Below are 17,151 nucleotides of genomic sequence, written 5' to 3' on the forward strand. Positions count from 1 at the left end.
AGCCTGATTCGGGAAAATGCCGCCCGATTGCCCTATGCTTTTTTTTGACAATCAATGCGCTATCTCCATTTCCAGCAAGGCATAGCTCAGGCTTTTGCCGTGGGTGTCCATCGTTAACGACGTCGTGACGCCCCCTGTCAGGGCCTGCTGGCACACAAACTGAAGCGCCGGCAGGTTAGGCAGTTCATACCGGGTGATCTCACCGGCCACAATCTCACACAGGTGGTTTTTGACGGCTTCTACCGTTACCTGTGTGCAGAGCACCGGGTAGTCTTCTGGATTGTAGGGAATCAGCGAGAGCGTCAGCGTATTGCCTTTGTCGCCGGCGCGGCTGTGGGCGAGGCTGTATAGTTTGGTTTTCATGCGTGCAGAACGGTTAGGTGGGGCGATACCTGGTTGCGGTCGATGAGGGTGGACACAATACCGACAATTTCGTGTACGTACTTGCGGGCTCCGCCACCCCCAGCCGGTCCATTGGTGTAGAGCGCTTCCACTTCTTCGCCCACCAGGGCCGCTTCTTTGGCAGTAGCCGCCCGCCCGGCCACCCGCAGCCGGATTTCGTACGGATCGGGATAGTGGCCGAAGGCGGTGCGGTGAACGGAGGTGCTGCCGATGTAATCGACGCGGAGGTCGGCGAAGCGGTCTTGCAGACGCTGCTGAACAATGGCTCCGGCCAGTTTTGCCCGGCCCAAAGCGTTTGAGCCGGCATAAGATATTTCGCCTTCGCCGACAAAACCGGCATCGTATCCTACACTTACCTTCAGGGTATCGGGGCGGGTCTGGCCACGACCACCCGTGGCCCTCACCTGATCTGAACCGCTCTGGTCCAGCCGTACCTGCGTAAAATCGGCGACTACATCGGGGGTAAAGTATTGGCCGGGGTTCATCACTTCGTATAAAAGTTGCTCCGTAGCCGTGGCGACACTAACCAGGCCACCGGTGCCGGCTACTTTGCTGAAGACCGCCGTGCCATCGGCTGAAATATCGGCAAACGGATGCCCCAGGTGTGCCATATCGGGTATGTCTTTCCGACCGGGGTCGGCAAAGTAGCCACCCGTCAATTGCCCGGCACATTCCAGCAGATGACCAATGACAGTTCCCTGCCCAATCTGGTTGGCATTGTCCAGCGACCAGCCGAACTCATGCACCAGCGGAGCCACAAACAGCGAGGGATCAGCCACGCGGCCGGTAATGATGATGTTGGCTTCCGTGGCCAGCGCGGGCAAAATGGCATCGGCACCGAGATAGGCATTGGCCGAGATCAAGGCTCCGGATTCGTTGAGGGGCTTGCCGGTTTCCAGGGCGGGCTCGTTGCCGGTAAGCTGCTGAAGCACATCATCACCGGTAACGGTGGCTACAGTTACGGGTAGTTGTAGTTGCCGGGCAATGGCGCAGATTTTCTCAGCGGCCGCCGGCGGATTAGCCGCTCCCATATTGGTAATCAGGCGGACCTTCTTTTCCAGCAAATGGGGCAGCAGGCATTCCATCCGGCGTTCCAGCAGTGGGTCGTAGCCCAGGGTCGGGTCCTGGCGCTTGCGTTTTTGAGCCAGCGCAATGGTTCGTTCCGCCAGGCATTCCAGCACCAGATAGTCCAACTGCCCTTGTTGCACCAGAATAACGGCCGGTTCGAGCCGGTCGCCGGAGAAGCCGGCACCGCAGCCAATGCGTATAGTTTCTTTCATAAATGAATCGACCCGGTTAAGAGAGCGGCCAGCGTCATAACTAATGTTGTCCCGAACGCCCATTTCAGGATAAATCGTTGATGGTCGCCCAGGTCTACCTCGGCCAGACCCACCAGCAGAAAGGTGGAGGCTGTGAGCGGACTGACCGGAAAGCCCACCGTCATTTGCCCCAGCAAAGCTGCCCGCCCAATCTCCAGCGGATTGATACCAAACTGCGTGGCGGTGTTGCTCAGAATAGGCACCACCCCGAAGTAATACGCATCGGGCGTAAAGAGCAGACTTGATGGCATACTCGTTATAGCGGTGAGCGTCGGCAGCCAGGCCGCGTGCTGTTGGGGAATCAGCGACACCAGCGAGGTGGCCATGGCATCAATCATTTTTGAACCCGTCAGAATACCCGAAAACACCCCGGCTGCGAAGATCATGCTCGATACCATGAAAATGTTGTTGCCGTGGCTCCGCAGTACTTTCTGCTGATCGGGTAGTCTGGGGTAGTTGATGACCAGCGCGACTACCCCGGCTACCACAAACAAGGCTGGTGCCGGAATCCAGCCTTTCATCAGGGTGACAATCAAGCCCACCGTCAGCACGGCGTTTACCCAGAAGAGTTTCGGCCGACGAAACTGCCGCTGCTCTTCCGTCAGGTTTTCGTGATGTACATACTGAAAATCCGCTATGCCTAAGCGTTTTCGTTCTTTTAGCCCGAACCAGTAAGCCACCACCAGCACCCAGCCAATACCCGCCAGAATAGCCGGGATGTTCGGGTTGAAAAGTTGGGTCGCATCCGTTTTCAGCGTCGAGATGGCCCGTGCCGACGTACCCGACCAGGGCACCAGATGCAGCGGGCCGACGCTCAGCGCCACGATACCCGGCAGGATCAGCCGGTTGATTTTCAGTTGACGGTAAATGGGCAGAAAGGCCGACATCACAATCATGAACGTAGCCGTACCATCGCCGTCGAGGTGGACAATCATCGTCAGAATGGCCGTGCCGATGATGACCTTCAGCGGGTCACCCTTCACATAGCGGATGATACCGGCAATGATTGGGTCGAACAGGCCTGCGTCGAGCATGGTGGCGAAATACAGCACGGCAAACATCAGCAGAATGCCCGTGGGGGCTACCTGTCTGATGCCGGCCAGAATCATCTCACCCAACTCTGTTGGGGTAAAGCCGGCGAGTATCCCCATAACCAGCGGCACCAGCACCAGGGCCGTCAGCACCGACAGTCGTTTGCTGAAAATCAGCGCCAGAAAAGTTACAATAGTGGCAAAACCAAAAAAAGCAAGCATAGGGTAGGTACAAGTCAAGTGTGCCCGTTTACCGGCGGCACCCCGCAATACTTTGCTGCCAGATGTCGGCCATCGGGCGGGCAACTTCCAGATCGTTGATCAGCAAACTGAGCTGGTTAGCATAGCTGGTCGGCTGGCCATCTTTAAACGCTTTAATTATTTTTTCCTTCCCGTTCGTGGCCAGATCGATGGCCAGTTCACTGCCGGACACGTTTATTTTCACGGCCAGCGGGTTCAGGTCGGCCAGGTTCAGGTCCCAGCGCAGCTCGGTGCTTTTCTTCGCCCCATTCTGGCGGGCGGTGTAGGTAAAGGTGCAATTGTCGGTTTTCTGAAGCTGGTACGTGGTCTGTCCTTTGGCATCCTGGAGGCCGTTAATTTTTTCGGCTACCCAGGTCATCCCGCCGGCTGGTAAGGCCGTAGCCGCGGTTTTCTGGCACTCCGGAATCAGTTTCGTCAGCAAGGCCGGCATAAACCGAACGGTTTCCAGCTCATTGCTTCTGATCTCCAGCGTGTTTTCGTAACTGCCGCGCTGTCCATTCTGGGTGGTGGTAATCCACTTGCCCTTGTCTTTTACCGGCAGCACCAGCACGAAGGCGCTGCCGTCGGAACGGACTTTGGCATTCGCTCCGTCCAGGTCGCTCAGGAAGAAGCGGTAAGTTTCGTCGAGGTTCTTACGGCCCGATACTTTGCGGCTCAGTGTAGCCAGGCAGTTGGGGGTAAGCTGCTGCTCGATATGGTCCGACCCATCGTCGGCAGGCTGCACGGCGGCCGCTACGCGCTTCAGCCCGTCGTTCAGCGAGGTATACTGAACGGCCTTAGCCTGTTGGGCCTCCAGTTGCTTTGCTGCCAGCGGCAGGAGTTTTTGCCAGGCCATTTGGGTTATTCGGGCCTTTTGGGCGGTCAGGCAGCGGACCTCCACAGCATCGGTATTCTTTTCCCACTGCCCGTTCTTTCGCAACCGGATGTAGCGGTCTTTGTTTTCCAGCCTGACGAGTACGGTCGAGCCTTCAACGTCCAGGCTGATGCGCTGCGGGTTCAGGTCGGCTATGTTGAACTGATATTGGCGCTCAATGGATTTTCCCTTTTCGGTGCGGCTTTGCAGTAGCTTCATCAGTAGCGGATTGGTTTTATCCAGTTCAGTGGATTGCTGGAGCGCATCGGAGCCGCCCGTGGCTGCATCCAGATTGCTGCCAATCCATTTTATCAGCCCGTCGTACGTGTCGGGCAGCTTCGCATCGGCTACAAACTGGGCATCGGCCAGGGGAATGGCCTTGCGAAACAGCTCGGCCAGGGCACGGGCATTCTCAGCGTCGATCCCGTACAGGACCAACTGGCTTGTGTTGTTCTTCTGCGTGCCGTTTTCCTTCAGCGCCATAAATGCCTGTTTGGCGCGTGTTTTCAACGTCAGTGTCATCAGGTCTTTTTTCGCTTCGAAGTTGACATTGCCCGGATCGATATCTGCCAGGTTGAACGCGTACTCGTTCACCGTAGCCTGCCCCTTTTTATCTGTTTCCTTGACGGATGTGGTTACCAGATACGGACGGGTTGCATCAAAGGTCAGGCTCTGTTCAAACGACTGCGATGCGCCGTTGACCGGTTTAAGTTGTTCGGCAATTTGCTTCAGGGTAGCCGGTAGCGGTGCCTGCCCGAACGCAAATTGCGAAAGCAGGACGGGAAGCATCAGACGGAGAAGCTGGTAGAAACGGTCCATAGTGAAAGAGAATTTGATGTACGGAAAGCATAGAGTTGTTTTGATGAACAAGTTACAATATGCCTGGTAACCAGTCTGTTTATTTCCCGTTTTTCCTGCATCAAACCGCTTTTCTTTCGGTTGAACCGTCAGTGCCGGTAAAAAATCGTGTCCAGGAACGCAATCATTTTGTCGAGCGCTGCGGGCGCATCTTTCTGGAAGCTGGTGCCCAGAAACGGATTGGAACCCGAGTCCAGAAAAGCATGAGGCCGGCCTTCGTATACCCAATAAGCGATGTTAGTGTGACCGGCTTCCTTCAGTTTCGCTATGTAGGTTTCAATGGAAGCCGGGGTAGTCAGGTTATCGTTCGAGCCTACGGTAAAGAGCATAGGTGGCAGTTTCCGTTCGCCGGCTTTGGGAATGTTGTACAGGGGAGATACCTGCTTGTACGGAGCGGGATTGTCGGTTGGGTTGATACCGTCGCCAAACAGGCCTCGGGGCTGGGCTTTGGCCAGGCCCCAGAACATATTGCCGGGTTTCTCAAAACCACCTAACGCACTGCCATAAAGGTCAAAGGCACCGTAGCTGATGATAGCGGCCTGCACCGCCAGCCCGTTTTCTTTAGCTACCTGCTCAGTAGTTTTGCCTTTTGGAAGATAGGTTGGATTGTAGCCTAACGTGGGACCGGCGAACCCGTCGGATTCCAGGTTGTGGCCCTGGGTAACTACCATAGTGGCCAGGTGCCCGCCGGCGCTGTCGCCTGTGACGATAATCTGACCGGGATTGCCTTTGTAGTTGCGGATGTTGTCTTTCACCCACAGCACGGCACCGAAGGCATCCTCCACAATCTCGTTCATCTTTACGGTATTGTTCTGGTCGGGCAGGAGCCTGTAGTTGACGTTGCAGACGACGTATTCGCCATTTGTGGCCAGGTAGGCGGCCGGCTCGTCCATGATGCTCTTGGTGTTGATGAGCCAGCCTCCGCCGTGGAACATGACAATGACCGGGTAACTGGCTTTTCCGGTATTCGGGGTGTAAATGTCCATCGTCAGGTTCATCCCCTTGGGTGAGGCCCAGACAATGTCGCTGACTTTGGTAAAGCGCTCTTTTACTACCGGTTGCTCAATCGTAACAGCGCGTTGCGGTACGGAGTTGGCCGGGCCGGTTAGGCTCAGCGAAAGGAGTACCAATGAGGTTGCTACGTATTTCATAAACAGAACATAGGCTAGTGAAGAGGCCGGTGCTGCTAGTAGGTAGTAGCCCGGCCTCTAGTAATTTTTACCGCGTAGCTGTCATCAGCGGCTTGCCGGTGGCGATTTCGATCAGCTCTTTATCATGGTGGTTTTTCACCTGACTGGTGTTGTCGAAAATCATGGTAGCGCCATTCTCGGCGGTGTAGCGGGGCCAGTTGGGCAGGCCTTTGTGGTTCGGGTTGCCGGTTTGGGCAAAGGCAATCCAGGCCCGGCTCATTTTGTCGGCCAGGGCGTGGGCTTCTTTACCGCCCCCGGTCATTTCTTCGCAGCGGCTGATGTTGTCGAACACAAACGGAATTTCCATGCAGTGCATCGACTTATACATGCCGTCGTTCACCGGCGAACTCCAGGAGAACAGGTAAGTATAGACCGGGGCCGCTCCGGCCACAGCGGCTTTCTGGTTTGCCTGCCGGATAGCGCCGACGCGGAAGCCGATCTCAACATCCATGTAATCAGAAGCCTTAGCCGTTTCCGGATAGGCTTTTTTTACGGCAGTTATATATGAGTCAGCTTTGTCGTTATACCGTTTTTGCAGAGCAGTTTTGGCGCTTTCCATATCAGCCACCCGGTTAGCCGGGTTGAAGGGTCCAAACTCGGTCTTGGTTGTACCCACCAGCAACGGAATGTTCTTCGCTAGCTCGATGGCCGCCGGTTCAGATGGCTGGTATGGCAGGAAGCTGCCGTCGTGAACCGGTCCCCAGCCGAGGCCGAAGGCCGGGCGGTTTTCGGCTTTCAGGCTTTCGGCTACTTTACGCAGGGCTTTTTTGCCGGCTGCGTTCAGGCGCTCATAGGAAATTTTCTGCAGGGAGTCGATTTGATTCGGTTGCAGCTTCAGTTCGTCCAGAAGAGCGGCACTCACTTTCTGGGTAAGCTCGCGTTCGGTAAAGTTGGTGATGTAGCTGCCGCTCTGCACAATAGCCTTGTGAAACAACCCCTTCGCCGAGGGTGCATTCATCAGGCTGGTCACTTTGCCGCCCCCGCCCGACTGGCCGAAGATGGTCACATTGTTGGGGTCACCGCCAAACTGGGCAATATTCTGTTTCACCCACTGTAGCGACGCCACCAGGTCCATCAGGCCGGCATTGGCCGAGTTTTTGTATTTGTCGCCGTATGCCGACAGGTCCAGAAAGCCCAGGATGTTCAGGCGGTGGTTTACGGTAACCACAACGACATCGCCCTTTCTGGTCAGGTTCTCGCCATCGTACGACGGCAGTTCAACCGAGGAGCCGGCGGTGAAGCCACCGCCGTGAAACCAGACCATGACGGGGCGCTTCTTGCTGTCGCTGAGTTGCGGACTCCAAACGTTCAGGCTCAGGCAGTTTTCGTTGGTATAGCCCCAGTTGTGCTGGAAGGAAAATTCAATTTCGTCGTTGGTCGAGGTCGTCGCGTCCATCGGACAAACCGGGCCGTAGGTCATTGAACTGCGTACGCCCGTCCAAGAATCCGGTTTGGTCGGAGCCAGGAACCGCTCGGCTTTGGCGTAGGGTATGCCCTTGAACGTATAGGTGCCGTTGTGGATGTAGCCGCGCACTTTGCCGGATTCGGTAGGGACAACAGCAACATCTTTGCCGGCTACGATGGGCGCGGATGCTGGTTTGGGTGCTTGGGCTATGGAAAGCAGCGGCAGTGCTAGCACGGCCAGAGAGAACAACATGGGTTTGGTATGCATCAACTGAAAAATTGAGGTTAGGTATTGGTTTTTGAGTATCAATTGGTTCTGTTTGGTTGGGCTTTACTCATCAGCACGGAGAGAAAATCCAGCGCGGCTGCATCCGGTAACGGCCTGGCACTAACCATGTCTCCGAGCATCATCACCTGCTTGTCATTGGTGGAGTACGCCGGCCACGGTGGCAGCCCGTTGCCGTTTGGATTACCGGTTTTGATAAAGTTTGCCCAATAGCTTGATATATACCGGGCCAGTTCGGTGTCGGCTGCCTCTAATGGTCGTAGGGTATGGTCAATGAATTTCAGGTTATCGTAGGCGTAGGCCACTTCGCCCGTGTGGAATGCACCGTATTTTGCGTATTCACCGGTGGCGGGTAGCACGCGAGTAAAGCGGTACACGTACACCTTGCGGCCCTGGTTGCTGGCCACATTAGCCCAGGCATAGTTTTGCGCACCAAAGGTCATATCCCTCGACAGGTGATTCTGCGATTTGGCGGCTTCGGCATCGGTACCGGCGGGGTAGTGTTGCAGCAGAGCCTGCGCGTCGGTGCCGTACTGCTGCTCCAGTTGCTTCCGGAACTCGTCGGCACTTTTGGGGGCACCGGTAAGGCCTTCGTCCTGGTTCCAGCCGGTGAGTAACGCTACGTTGTTTTGCTTACCGGCCGCAAAAATATCGGCGATGGGTTGCGGCAATACGTAGCCGTCGATAACCACACCACGCCCCTGCGCTTTTTTCAGAATCTCGTCGGCGGGTTTGGCGCGTAACTCTGCCAGCGACGAGGCTCCCAGCGTCTGCATGGTTTTCAGGCCGCTTTCCTCGGCCTGCTGAAGCGGCAGGTAGCGTCGGCCAAAACCGGCACCGCTCTGGGCAATGGCTTTGTTGAACAGCCCTTTGGCCAGCGGAGACGCCACCAGGCAACTGACGCTCATAGAACCCGCCGACTGCCCGGCAATAGTTACGTTGTTGGGGTCACCACCAAATTGGGCAATATTCTGCTTCACCCACTGTAAGGCGGCAATCTGGTCCATTAGTCCGTAATTACCCGATGCGTTATGGCCGGATTCTTTGCTGAGTTCCGGATGCGAGAAAAACCCAAACGGTCCTACGCGGTAGTTGACGCTGACATACACGATCCCCTTTTTAGCCGTTGCTTCACCATCGTAAATCGGAACGGCAGTACCCCCACTGTTGAAACCACCCCCGTAAATCCATACCAGAACGGGTCGCTTCTCTTTGGCAGATTTTGCACCAGACCACACATTCAGATACAAACAATCTTCACTGATCGGCTCTTTGGGAATCAGGTATTCGGCACTCCAGGGCCCGAAAGGAGATGGCGAATTCTGCATGGGGCTTGGTCCATACGTATCCGCTTTCCGAACGCCCGACCAGGGGACTACGGGCTGTGGCGCTTTCCAGCGCAGATTGCCCACGGGTGGAGCGGCAAAGGGAATGCCCTTAAAACTCCGTACATCACCGTTTTTGTTGGTCGTGCCGGAGATGCGGCCGCCGGTAACGTTAACGGTATCCAGTTCACCGGTTACTGGTGCAAACGCCACAACGCCGATGAACAACAGCAAAGCCAGACCAAACACGGGAAGGATCGTTTTCATGAGACAGATTTAGGGTATAGTAACACCGTTTGCTTTTAGAACCTTGCTGAAAAACAGCACCTGAAAAGGTAAGGCATTCTCCCAGTATTCCCAAGTATGGGCACCCGGCCGTTCCATATAATCGTGCGGGGTTTTGTTTTCGAGCAATCGCCGGTGCAGTTCACGGTTGGTTTCTATCAGGAAATCATCCACACCGATGTCCAGCATGATGGGCAGGCCGTTTGCCTTTAGCTTATCGGTAAGCGTCACCATTGTATAGCCGGGATAAGGCGCATCACCTTCTTTCGGCGGTCCAAGCAACTGAACAAAATTCTCAGCCCGGGATTTCGCGAAATCCGGCGCTACTTTCCAGGTCGCCGTGTTGATGTTCATCACGCCACTCATACTACCAGCGGCCGCGTACAGCTCCGGATGGCGCGAAGAAATAAACATAGCACCGTGACCACCCATTGACAGGCCCGCAATGACGCGCCCTTTCTTCTCCCGGATGGTGCGGTAGGTGTTATCAATTTTGTTGATCAGCTCTGTCGAAATAAACGTCTCGAACTGACTGGCCTTTACCAGCGGACTGTCGAAATAGTAGCTGCGGGCATCACCCTCCGGCGTAACAATAATCAGGTTGTACTGGTCGGCGAGCCGGTGCAGCAGCGTTTTGTCGGGTGTTTTAGTCAGCCAGTCCCGGAAGCTACCCGAACCGCCGTGGAGCAGGTACAGCACCGGAAACGGTTGTCTGGCTTTTTGGTAGGCTTCCGGTAGCACTACAGCCGCCTTGAGGGTCCGGTTCATGCCGGCGCTGGGCACATCCAGCGTATCCACTTTGGCTGCCACCGAAGATAACGATAGCAGGCAGCCGACCAGTAGGGTCAGGGTTTTAACAGGTAGACTAACCCTCCGTTTATTGAACAACAGCGCCATTAGCTTTCAGGATGTTAGTAAAGAACAGTACATGGTACGGCAGCGAATTTTGCCAGTAGTCCCAGGTATGACCGCCCGGCCGTTCGGTGTAATCATGGTCGATTCTATTGTAGACCAGCCGGCGGTGCAGTTCGCGGTTCGGCTCGATCAGGAAATCGTCGACCCCACAGTCGATAATCAGCTTTTGGCCGTTGGCCTTAATCCTGTCGACCATATTCACGACCGAGTTGGCCGCGTAGTAATCAGGGGTTGAGCCCAGCGTACCCAGAATGCGGGCGAAACCCGGCTTTATCTGGGTTTCAAAATTGGGGTCAATGCGCCAGGTTTTGTAGTTCAGGTCCATCACTCCGCTCATGGTACCGGCTGCGCAGTACAATTCGGGATGGCGGGTTGCCAGGTACATGGCTCCGTGGCCACCCATGCTCAGCCCGGTAATAACCCGCCCTTTGCGGTCGCGGATGGTGCGGTAGGTATTGTCGATTTTCTCAACCACCTCTTTGGCGATATATGTCTCGAACAGATTATCTTTCTGAACCGGACTGTCCAGATACCCGCCGAGCCGGTCACCTTCCGGAGTGACAATAATCAGGTTGTACTGGTCGGCCAGTTTGTGCAACAGCATTTTATCGGGCGTTTGCTTCAGCCAGTCGCTGAACTGACCACCACCCCCGTGCAGCAGATACAATACGGGATAGCTGGCTTTACTTTTCGCGTACGACTCCGGCAGCACAACAGCCGCCCGCAGGTTGCGCTTCATGGCCGCACTCGGCACATCGAGCGTGTCGACTTTGGCACTAAAGGCCAACAGAGGAGTGAGAGGCAGAATAAGCGAAAGAAATAGACGAGGTAAACGCATGGTTCGATTCTTTATGTCAAAAGTACATAAAGAAAGAATATGAATCACACTAACTATAAAACAATTGCAAAATTTAATGACAGGGTATAAACCTTTAGAGGAGGAGAACCGGGTATTCACCCAGTTCTCCCATAATTCAGCCCGGTTATTTCAGTTGCGTATCGGCAAAGTGAGTCATGGCTTTGCTGATAAATGCCGCGTAAGCCGGATTCTCTTCACCGGTGTAACTCGCCGTGTAACGCAGGTCGTGTACATACGTCTGCGCCAGTCCTTTGTAAGCGTCGGCGATGGAGCCGTTTTTACCGACTGAGTCAGCCCAGAACTGGCGGATAATGGCGTAATGCCGGGCTATTAGCTGCTGCACAGCCGGGTCGGTTGGCTCCAGGTGCATCAGACCGGCTATTTGCAGGGCCACTTCCTTGCTCTCCGCACCCAGTTGTGCAAAAGCCTCTTTACTCATCCCACGCAGCTTATTCTCCGATTCTTCAACCGCTTCACGGCCGTATTGCTCGACCGCTTCCTGCCGGTACGCGTTGGCTTGCTCCTTAGAAAAGCCCTGGTACAGTTCGTCGTCAGTTAACATAGTTTGTTCTCCGTTTAAGGTTGAAATTGTTTTGTCAATCGTCACCAACAGTTCGGATAGCCGGTCTCTTCGTGCCTGTAGGGCCTGCTTGTGGCTTTGCAGAGCCGTCATGACATCGAAATCCGGGTCTTCCAGAATCTGCCTGATGGCTACCAGTGTAAAGTCCAGCTCCTTGTAAAAGAGAATCTGCTGTAGCCGGATAAGCTCTTTTGGGCCGTAGAGTCGGTACTTCGCTTCGGTACGGATAGAAGGTTTCAGCAGGCCTAACTCGTCGTAGTGGTGGAGTGTGCGCACACTCACACCCGCCAGTTTTGCCAGTTGCCGGACCGTGTATTGTCTCATGGTCAGATGGTTTGTTGGTTGACGGGCGAAAGGTAGGCTATGACGTAAGGGGAGAGTCAAGAAAAAATTTCATATTTTATTCTTTATTAGTCCTTAAAGTAGATAGGCTATTAGGTAACATACTGAAAAACAATTTATTAACTTTTTCTTGCGTCGTATTAAATCACATACCAACTTTGCCTGCACATACCCGAAACAAGTACACCGGGCCGGCCCCAGTAAGTTGATTATCGAATCAACTTATTTATTTAGAGTATTAAACTACTTAGTATATAGAGAATGTATCTTTTAATGTTTCAAGCGTACAACCAACCAGCTATGAATGACTTACCCGTTGAAACCGGACCGCTGAATCCTTATGCCAAAGCTTTTTTCTGGCTCTATAGCTTACCCTTTTTTGTCCTGATCGTTTTCGCCCTCGTTTCCGGGCGGGCGGGTTAAAATTGCCACGGCTACCATTAACAAGCCAACCAGTCAACTACAGCCATTTTTTGTCAATCAGCTTTACCAACTCCTCGCATGAAAATTGCCATTACCACCCATTTGTTCTTTTTTTTTCACGGCCCGAAGTCATGGCTGTATGCCGTTCTGCTGCTCGGGTTGTTTCTCGTTCCGGCCCTGACATCCGCTCAGAACACCCCCGTTATCAACGCCACCGTATCCGGACGGGTAACAGACTCTCGCACCGGTAAGAAACTAACCGGAGCCACCGTAGCCATTAAAGGAACCACCAACGGCGCTCCGACCGACCAGAACGGGCAGTTTGGGCTGATTACCGGGCAGAAACTACCTTTTACCGTGCTGGTCTCTCACCTGGGCTACAAAACCAAAGAAGTACTTGTCAGCGAAGAATTTGTGGACATAAAGCTGGAAGAAAGCTCTGAAGTACTGTCGGAAGTAGTCATCACCTCCCGTCGCCGGCAGGAGTCGGTGCAGGAGGTGCCTATTCCAATCTCGGTGATACGAGGGCCATTGGTGGAAGATGCCGGAGCATTCAACGTAAACCGCCTGAAGGAGCTGGTGCCGACCGTGCAGCTTTATTCCTCCAACCCCCGGAACACCACCCTCAATATCCGGGGACTTGGCTCTACGTTTGGGCTGACCAACGACGGCATTGATCCGGGCGTCGGTTTTTATGTCGACGGCGTGTACTTCGCCCGTCCGGCGGCCACCACGCTCGATTTTATCGACATCGAGCAGATCGAGGTGCTGCGCGGGCCGCAGGGCACCCTCTTCGGCAAGAACACCACGGCCGGGGCCTTTAACATTACTACCCGCGCCCCAAGTTTCCAGTCAGGCGGCACTTTCGAGGTCAGCTACGGGAATTTTGGTTATATCCAGGCCCGCAGCGCCCTTACCGGTCCGCTGAGCAAAAACCTGGCGGCCCGCATTTCCTTTTCCGGTACGCAGCGGAACGGCCTGCTCTACAACGTCAGAACGGATAAGTATGTAAACACCCTGAACAACCTGGGTTTCCGGGGGCAGTTGCTGTTTACGCCCACCGAGCAGATCCGAATTACCCTGGCCGGTGATGTATCGGATCAGAAGCCGGACGGCTATGCGCAGGTGGTGGCGGGTGTAGTTGCTACCAAACGGCCGGCTTACCGGCAGTTCAACCAGATCATTGCCGATTTAGGCTATCAGTTGCCCAGCCAGAACCCTTTCGACCGCATTATCGACCATGATACACCCTGGCGGTCGAATAACCAGCTTGGTGGCGTGTCGCTCAACCTCGACGCCAAACTAGGGCCGGGGACCCTCACCTCCACCAGCGCGTGGCGGTACTGGAACTGGGACCCCTCCAACGACCGTGACTTTACCGGTCTGCCCGTACTCTCCAAATCAGCAGCCACCTCGCGGCACCAGCAGTGGACGCAGGAAGTACGGTATGCCGGTAAGCTGTCTTCCCGCCTGAGCGGAGTTATAGGTGTTTTTCTGATTGGGCAGGATCTCAAAACGGACCCTGTACATACCGAGGAGTCGGGGGCGGCTCAGTGGCGTTTCTCGCAGAGTTCGACCAGTCCGCTGTGGAAAACGCCGGGTCTTTTCGACGGCTACGGTATCCGGACCACCTCCCGGCTACAATCCTTCGGGGCGGCTGTGTTCAGTCAGGTAGACTGGGCCATTACCAGCCGGCTGCACCTGCTGCCGGGATTTCGGTACAACTATGATCAGAAGAAGGTAGCCTTTAACCGGCAGACCTACGGTGGTCTGCAAACGACCGACCCAGCCTTAATTGCGCTGAAGAATGCCGTCTATACCAACCAGACCTTTGCGGCCGATGTGGACGAAAGCAACCTGTCGGGCCAGCTCACGCTAGCTTACAAAGCCAGCAAACGGCTCAATGCTTTTGCCACGTATTCAAACAGCTACAAGCCCGTTGGGGTCAATCTGGGTGGTTTGCCGACCGCCAATGGGCAGGTGCTGACCGATCTGGCGCGGATCAGGCCGGAGTACGTGACGCACTATGAAGTAGGAGTGAAGACCAGCCCGACACCGCGATCGACGCTGAACGTGGTGTTGCATAACACCGACATCCGCGATTACCAGACGCAGGTGCAAACGGCTGAGGTGGGCGTGAACCGGGGCTACCTGGCCAATGCCGAACGCGTACGGGTGATCGGAATGGAAGTAGACGGAAACCTCCGGGTCAGCAACAATCTGAGCCTGTATGGTGCCGTGGCGTACACCGACGGGACGTATATTTCGTTCAAAAATGCACCGGTGCCGCTGGAAGAAACCGGTGGCGAGTCGGCGTTCAAAGACATTTCGGGCGGTGATTTGCCGGGTATCTCCAAATGGGCTGGTTCACTGGGCGGAGAAATCAGTGGTGCGGGTACGTTTCTCAATGAGAAAGGCCGGTTCTTCCTCGCTATTGATAACTACTACCGCTCTTCCTTTTCGTCGAGCCCGTCGCCTTCCGCCTACCTGAACATCAACGGCTACACGCTGGTCAACGCCCGGGCGGGCTTCCGGGCCTCCAACGGCGTATCTGTTCTGGTCTGGTCGCGTAACCTGCTTAACAAAAATTATTTTGAGCAGCTTCTGCCGGCGGCCGGTAATGCCGGTCACTACGCGGCCGTGCTCGGTGATCCCCGAACCTACGGGGTAACGCTGCGGTATTCGTTCTGATTTCAGTACATTCTGTTCGCTGTTACCGGTAAAGGGAAATAATTCAAGGGGTTGGTACTTTTGAAACTGCCAGTTGTTTTGAGTAGCTTGGCGGCTGGTTATTCCTTACATACTTGACAACCGATGAGACGAAGAAGTTTTTTGAAAACTGCAGGGGTAGCCGGTGCCATTCCGTTCTGTGGCGCACCGGTTGAACAGACGGGAGTACCCCTGAAAACACCCGCTTTATCGACACAGGAACAGGAGGCCATCGCCATGGCGCTGGGTAAGAAAGGAACCTATAACGAAGCCCAGGCTACCTACTCGGTACCGCTGCCCCGTAATGACCTGAAGGTTACCGTGAAAAATGACCCGGTACCCATTCCGTTCGGCTTTGGGGGCTGGGTGGCCTTCAAGAAATCGCTTGATGGCAAACAGACCGTGATGATGAGTGATACAGTGCTGCTGGAAGCTGAAGTGAATCCGCTCATCGACGCTACCCATGCTGCCGGTCTGGAGGTTGGAGCAATTCACAACCACTTTTTCTACGAACAGCCCCGTATCTTCTACATGCACCTGCACGGCATAGGCGACACGGCCGCATTAGCGCAGAAATACGCGAAAGCCATCCGCAGCACCAGGCTGTTTCCGGCCAATCAACCCAGCGGGGGGGCTACCGCCAGTGCCCCGGCACCGACGGGTTCAGACCTCTTTGATTTACCCGCGCTGGATGGTTTAGTTAAATACAAGGGCGTTGTCAATGGGCCTACCTATAAGTACACGGTTGGACGTGACGACGTACAGATCATAGCCATGGGTGCCGAGATGACGGCCGCCATCGGGCTGAATTCCTGGGCCTCGTTTGCCGGTAAGCAGAGCGACGCGCATATTGCGGGCGATATAGCCATGCTGGAAGGTGAGGTTAACGATGTCGTGAAGGTGCTGCGACAAAATAATCTGGAAGTCGTGGCCCTGCATCACCATATGCTCGGTGAGCAACCCCGGACTATCTTCCTGCACTATTACGGCCGGGGACCGGCGGCCAATCTGGCCAAAGGGTTCCGCGCTGCCCTGGACCAGTTAGGCAAAAGAAAGCCGGGCGGTATGCAGCACTAACACCAGCGCACTCCGTTTACCACCATTTTTCGAACCCTTCGGCCGGTTTCCACTGGCTGGAGGGTTCGTAATTATGCCAGAGCAGGGCGGCCAGTTTCCGCAGCAACACATAGCCTTCGTTGTCGCGTTCCCAGCGCTCATCTTTCTGGTTTTTCGTCATTAGACAATACACGTACTCGCCGTGTGGGGCATGCACCAGTACCACCTCCGATTTTGACTGGTTGACGGCTCCATTTTTAGTCGCAACTTTAATGTCCGGCGGCAGTTCCGACAGCCCTTCACCATCCCAGAACTGCCGGCCCAGGTTGCGGTACATCCGTTCGCTGGCATCGGGGCTGATGGCCCGACCCTGCCGGATCATCACCAGCAGTTCGGCCAGTTCGCGGGGAGTGGTCTGACCCCAGCCGTAACGGGAGCGATTGGCTTCCCGGCCGGGTGTGCGCGAGTTGACCCGCGTCTGCTGAAAACCATTGACCGATAGCCAGTGATTAATGGTCGCCCCTCCGCCGGCCAGTGCCTGGAGCCACAGACTACCCGTATTGTCGCTGATCGTCTCCATTAGCATGACCACATAGCTGAGCGGGATTTTGGCACCGTCTTTCAGCGAGCCGACAATACCGTCGTCGTAGTGCAGCGAGTCTCGGTAGATAAGTTCCTGCTGGTAGGTGAGTTCGCCTTTGTGGATCTTGTCGAACACCCCGCACATGATGGGGATCTTAATCGTGCTGGCGGTGGGGAATACGGTATCAGCGTTAACGGCAACGACCCGGTTGCTTTTCAAATGGCGGACATAGACCCCTACATCCCCGTTAAAGCCCCTGAGCAAGTCCTGGATCTGACGGGTCAGCTTGGGGTCCTCTTTAGGGTTAATCAGCCCTGAAGCTTGAGCGAGAGTTTTAATCCCGGTTGTCGTGTATAGGCTAATAAACAGGAAAAGCCGTAAAGCAGCAGGGCTATAGCGCATCATAAATAGTTTTTTAAGTGTGCAGACCCATATGGATGGTCCTTCCGATTTACTCCGATATTAAGAAA

At 55.0% G+C, this 17,151-nt stretch carries 14 protein-coding genes; 3 read left to right on the top strand and 11 right to left on the bottom strand.

All coding sequences use genetic code 11. The annotated features are described in order from the left end of the window. Positions 1–51 precede the first annotated feature (51 nt). The 10 genes from ABD931_RS07785 to ABD931_RS07830 all read right to left on the bottom strand — a co-directional run bounded on the left by ABD931_RS07785 (position 52) and on the right by ABD931_RS07830 (position 11,892). Positions 52–363 carry an AtuA-related protein gene (locus tag ABD931_RS07785; protein WP_345265654.1) on the bottom strand — a complete coding sequence of 104 codons (312 nt, stop codon included), beginning with the start codon at positions 361–363 and terminating at the stop codon, positions 52–54. Next, positions 360–1,682 carry an acyclic terpene utilization AtuA family protein gene (locus tag ABD931_RS07790; RefSeq protein WP_345265656.1) on the bottom strand — a complete coding sequence of 441 codons (1,323 nt, stop codon included), beginning with the start codon at positions 1,680–1,682 and terminating at the stop codon, positions 360–362. The genes ABD931_RS07785 and ABD931_RS07790 overlap by 4 nt, the downstream gene beginning before the upstream one ends. Next, positions 1,679–2,974: a CitMHS family transporter gene (locus ABD931_RS07795; RefSeq protein ID WP_345265658.1), complete on the bottom strand. Its 1,296-nt coding sequence runs from the start codon at positions 2,972–2,974 to the stop codon at positions 1,679–1,681. The genes ABD931_RS07790 and ABD931_RS07795 overlap by 4 nt, the downstream gene beginning before the upstream one ends. A gap of 28 nt (positions 2,975–3,002) precedes the next feature. Next, on the bottom strand, positions 3,003–4,685 hold the full coding sequence (locus tag ABD931_RS07800) for a hypothetical protein (RefSeq protein WP_345265660.1): 1,683 nt from the start codon (positions 4,683–4,685) through the stop codon (positions 3,003–3,005). 128 nt (positions 4,686–4,813) lie between these two features. Then, on the bottom strand, positions 4,814–5,875 hold the full coding sequence (locus ABD931_RS07805) for an alpha/beta hydrolase (protein WP_345265662.1): 1,062 nt from the start codon (positions 5,873–5,875) through the stop codon (positions 4,814–4,816). A 67-nt stretch (positions 5,876–5,942) separates the two neighbouring features. Then, positions 5,943–7,586 carry a carboxylesterase/lipase family protein gene (locus ABD931_RS07810; RefSeq protein WP_345265664.1) on the bottom strand — a complete coding sequence of 548 codons (1,644 nt, stop codon included), beginning with the start codon at positions 7,584–7,586 and terminating at the stop codon, positions 5,943–5,945. A gap of 38 nt (positions 7,587–7,624) precedes the next feature. Continuing rightward, entirely contained in the window at positions 7,625–9,196 is a 1,572-nt protein-coding gene (locus tag ABD931_RS07815) for a carboxylesterase/lipase family protein (protein WP_345265666.1), read from the bottom strand. 9 nt (positions 9,197–9,205) lie between these two features. Beyond that, positions 9,206–10,111 (bottom strand): alpha/beta hydrolase, encoded by a 906-nt coding sequence (locus ABD931_RS07820; RefSeq protein WP_345265668.1) that lies wholly within the window; start codon positions 10,109–10,111, stop codon positions 9,206–9,208. Further along, entirely contained in the window at positions 10,092–10,967 is an 876-nt protein-coding gene (locus ABD931_RS07825; RefSeq protein ID WP_345265670.1) for an alpha/beta hydrolase, read from the bottom strand. The genes ABD931_RS07820 and ABD931_RS07825 overlap by 20 nt, the downstream gene beginning before the upstream one ends. A 145-nt stretch (positions 10,968–11,112) precedes the next feature. Next, positions 11,113–11,892 carry a MerR family transcriptional regulator gene (locus ABD931_RS07830; protein WP_345265672.1) on the bottom strand — a complete coding sequence of 260 codons (780 nt, stop codon included), beginning with the start codon at positions 11,890–11,892 and terminating at the stop codon, positions 11,113–11,115. 318 nt (positions 11,893–12,210) lie between these two features. Here ABD931_RS07830 and ABD931_RS07835 point away from each other — a divergent pair, with 318 nt between their 5' ends. The 3 genes from ABD931_RS07835 to ABD931_RS07845 all read left to right on the top strand — a co-directional run bounded on the left by ABD931_RS07835 (position 12,211) and on the right by ABD931_RS07845 (position 16,119). Then, the gene (locus ABD931_RS07835) at positions 12,211–12,333 is read left to right on the top strand and encodes a hypothetical protein (RefSeq protein WP_345265674.1); all 123 of its coding nucleotides are present in this window, start codon (positions 12,211–12,213) and stop codon (positions 12,331–12,333) included. Positions 12,334–12,411: 78 nt separating this feature from the next. After that, positions 12,412–15,024 carry a TonB-dependent receptor gene (locus tag ABD931_RS07840; protein WP_345265676.1) on the top strand — a complete coding sequence of 871 codons (2,613 nt, stop codon included), beginning with the start codon at positions 12,412–12,414 and terminating at the stop codon, positions 15,022–15,024. A 123-nt stretch (positions 15,025–15,147) separates the two neighbouring features. After that, the gene (locus tag ABD931_RS07845; protein WP_345265678.1) at positions 15,148–16,119 is read left to right on the top strand and encodes a DUF1259 domain-containing protein; all 972 of its coding nucleotides are present in this window, start codon (positions 15,148–15,150) and stop codon (positions 16,117–16,119) included. A 16-nt stretch (positions 16,120–16,135) separates the two neighbouring features. Here the strand turns inward: ABD931_RS07845 and ABD931_RS07850 are convergent, their stop codons facing one another. Further along, a complete protein-coding gene (locus ABD931_RS07850) occupies positions 16,136–17,086 on the bottom strand; it encodes a serine hydrolase (protein WP_345265680.1) in 951 nt (316 codons plus the stop codon). Positions 17,087–17,151 lie beyond the last annotated feature (65 nt).

Source organism: Nibrella viscosa (assembly GCF_039541875.1).
GTDB classification, from domain to species: Bacteria; Bacteroidota; Bacteroidia; order Cytophagales; family Spirosomataceae; genus Nibrella; species Nibrella viscosa.

Excerpts from the sequence above, each read along its gene's own strand:
- ABD931_RS07785 (WP_345265654.1), bottom strand. The coding sequence starts at position 363 with ATGAAAACCAAACTATACAGCCTCGCCCACAGCCGCGCCGGCGACAAA.
- ABD931_RS07790 (WP_345265656.1), bottom strand. The coding sequence starts at position 1,682 with ATGAAAGAAACTATACGCATTGGCTGCGGTGCCGGCTTCTCCGGCGAC.
- ABD931_RS07795 (WP_345265658.1), bottom strand. The coding sequence starts at position 2,974 with ATGCTTGCTTTTTTTGGTTTTGCCACTATTGTAACTTTTCTGGCGCTG.
- ABD931_RS07800 (WP_345265660.1), bottom strand. The coding sequence starts at position 4,685 with ATGGACCGTTTCTACCAGCTTCTCCGTCTGATGCTTCCCGTCCTGCTT.
- ABD931_RS07805 (WP_345265662.1), bottom strand. The coding sequence starts at position 5,875 with ATGAAATACGTAGCAACCTCATTGGTACTCCTTTCGCTGAGCCTAACC.
- ABD931_RS07810 (WP_345265664.1), bottom strand. The coding sequence starts at position 7,586 with ATGCATACCAAACCCATGTTGTTCTCTCTGGCCGTGCTAGCACTGCCG.
- ABD931_RS07815 (WP_345265666.1), bottom strand. The coding sequence starts at position 9,196 with ATGAAAACGATCCTTCCCGTGTTTGGTCTGGCTTTGCTGTTGTTCATC.
- ABD931_RS07820 (WP_345265668.1), bottom strand. The coding sequence starts at position 10,111 with ATGGCGCTGTTGTTCAATAAACGGAGGGTTAGTCTACCTGTTAAAACC.
- ABD931_RS07825 (WP_345265670.1), bottom strand. The coding sequence starts at position 10,967 with ATGCGTTTACCTCGTCTATTTCTTTCGCTTATTCTGCCTCTCACTCCT.
- ABD931_RS07830 (WP_345265672.1), bottom strand. The coding sequence starts at position 11,892 with ATGAGACAATACACGGTCCGGCAACTGGCAAAACTGGCGGGTGTGAGT.
- ABD931_RS07835 (WP_345265674.1), top strand. The coding sequence starts at position 12,211 with ATGAATGACTTACCCGTTGAAACCGGACCGCTGAATCCTTATGCCAAA.
- ABD931_RS07840 (WP_345265676.1), top strand. The coding sequence starts at position 12,412 with ATGAAAATTGCCATTACCACCCATTTGTTCTTTTTTTTTCACGGCCCG.
- ABD931_RS07845 (WP_345265678.1), top strand. The coding sequence starts at position 15,148 with ATGAGACGAAGAAGTTTTTTGAAAACTGCAGGGGTAGCCGGTGCCATT.
- ABD931_RS07850 (WP_345265680.1), bottom strand. The coding sequence starts at position 17,086 with ATGATGCGCTATAGCCCTGCTGCTTTACGGCTTTTCCTGTTTATTAGC.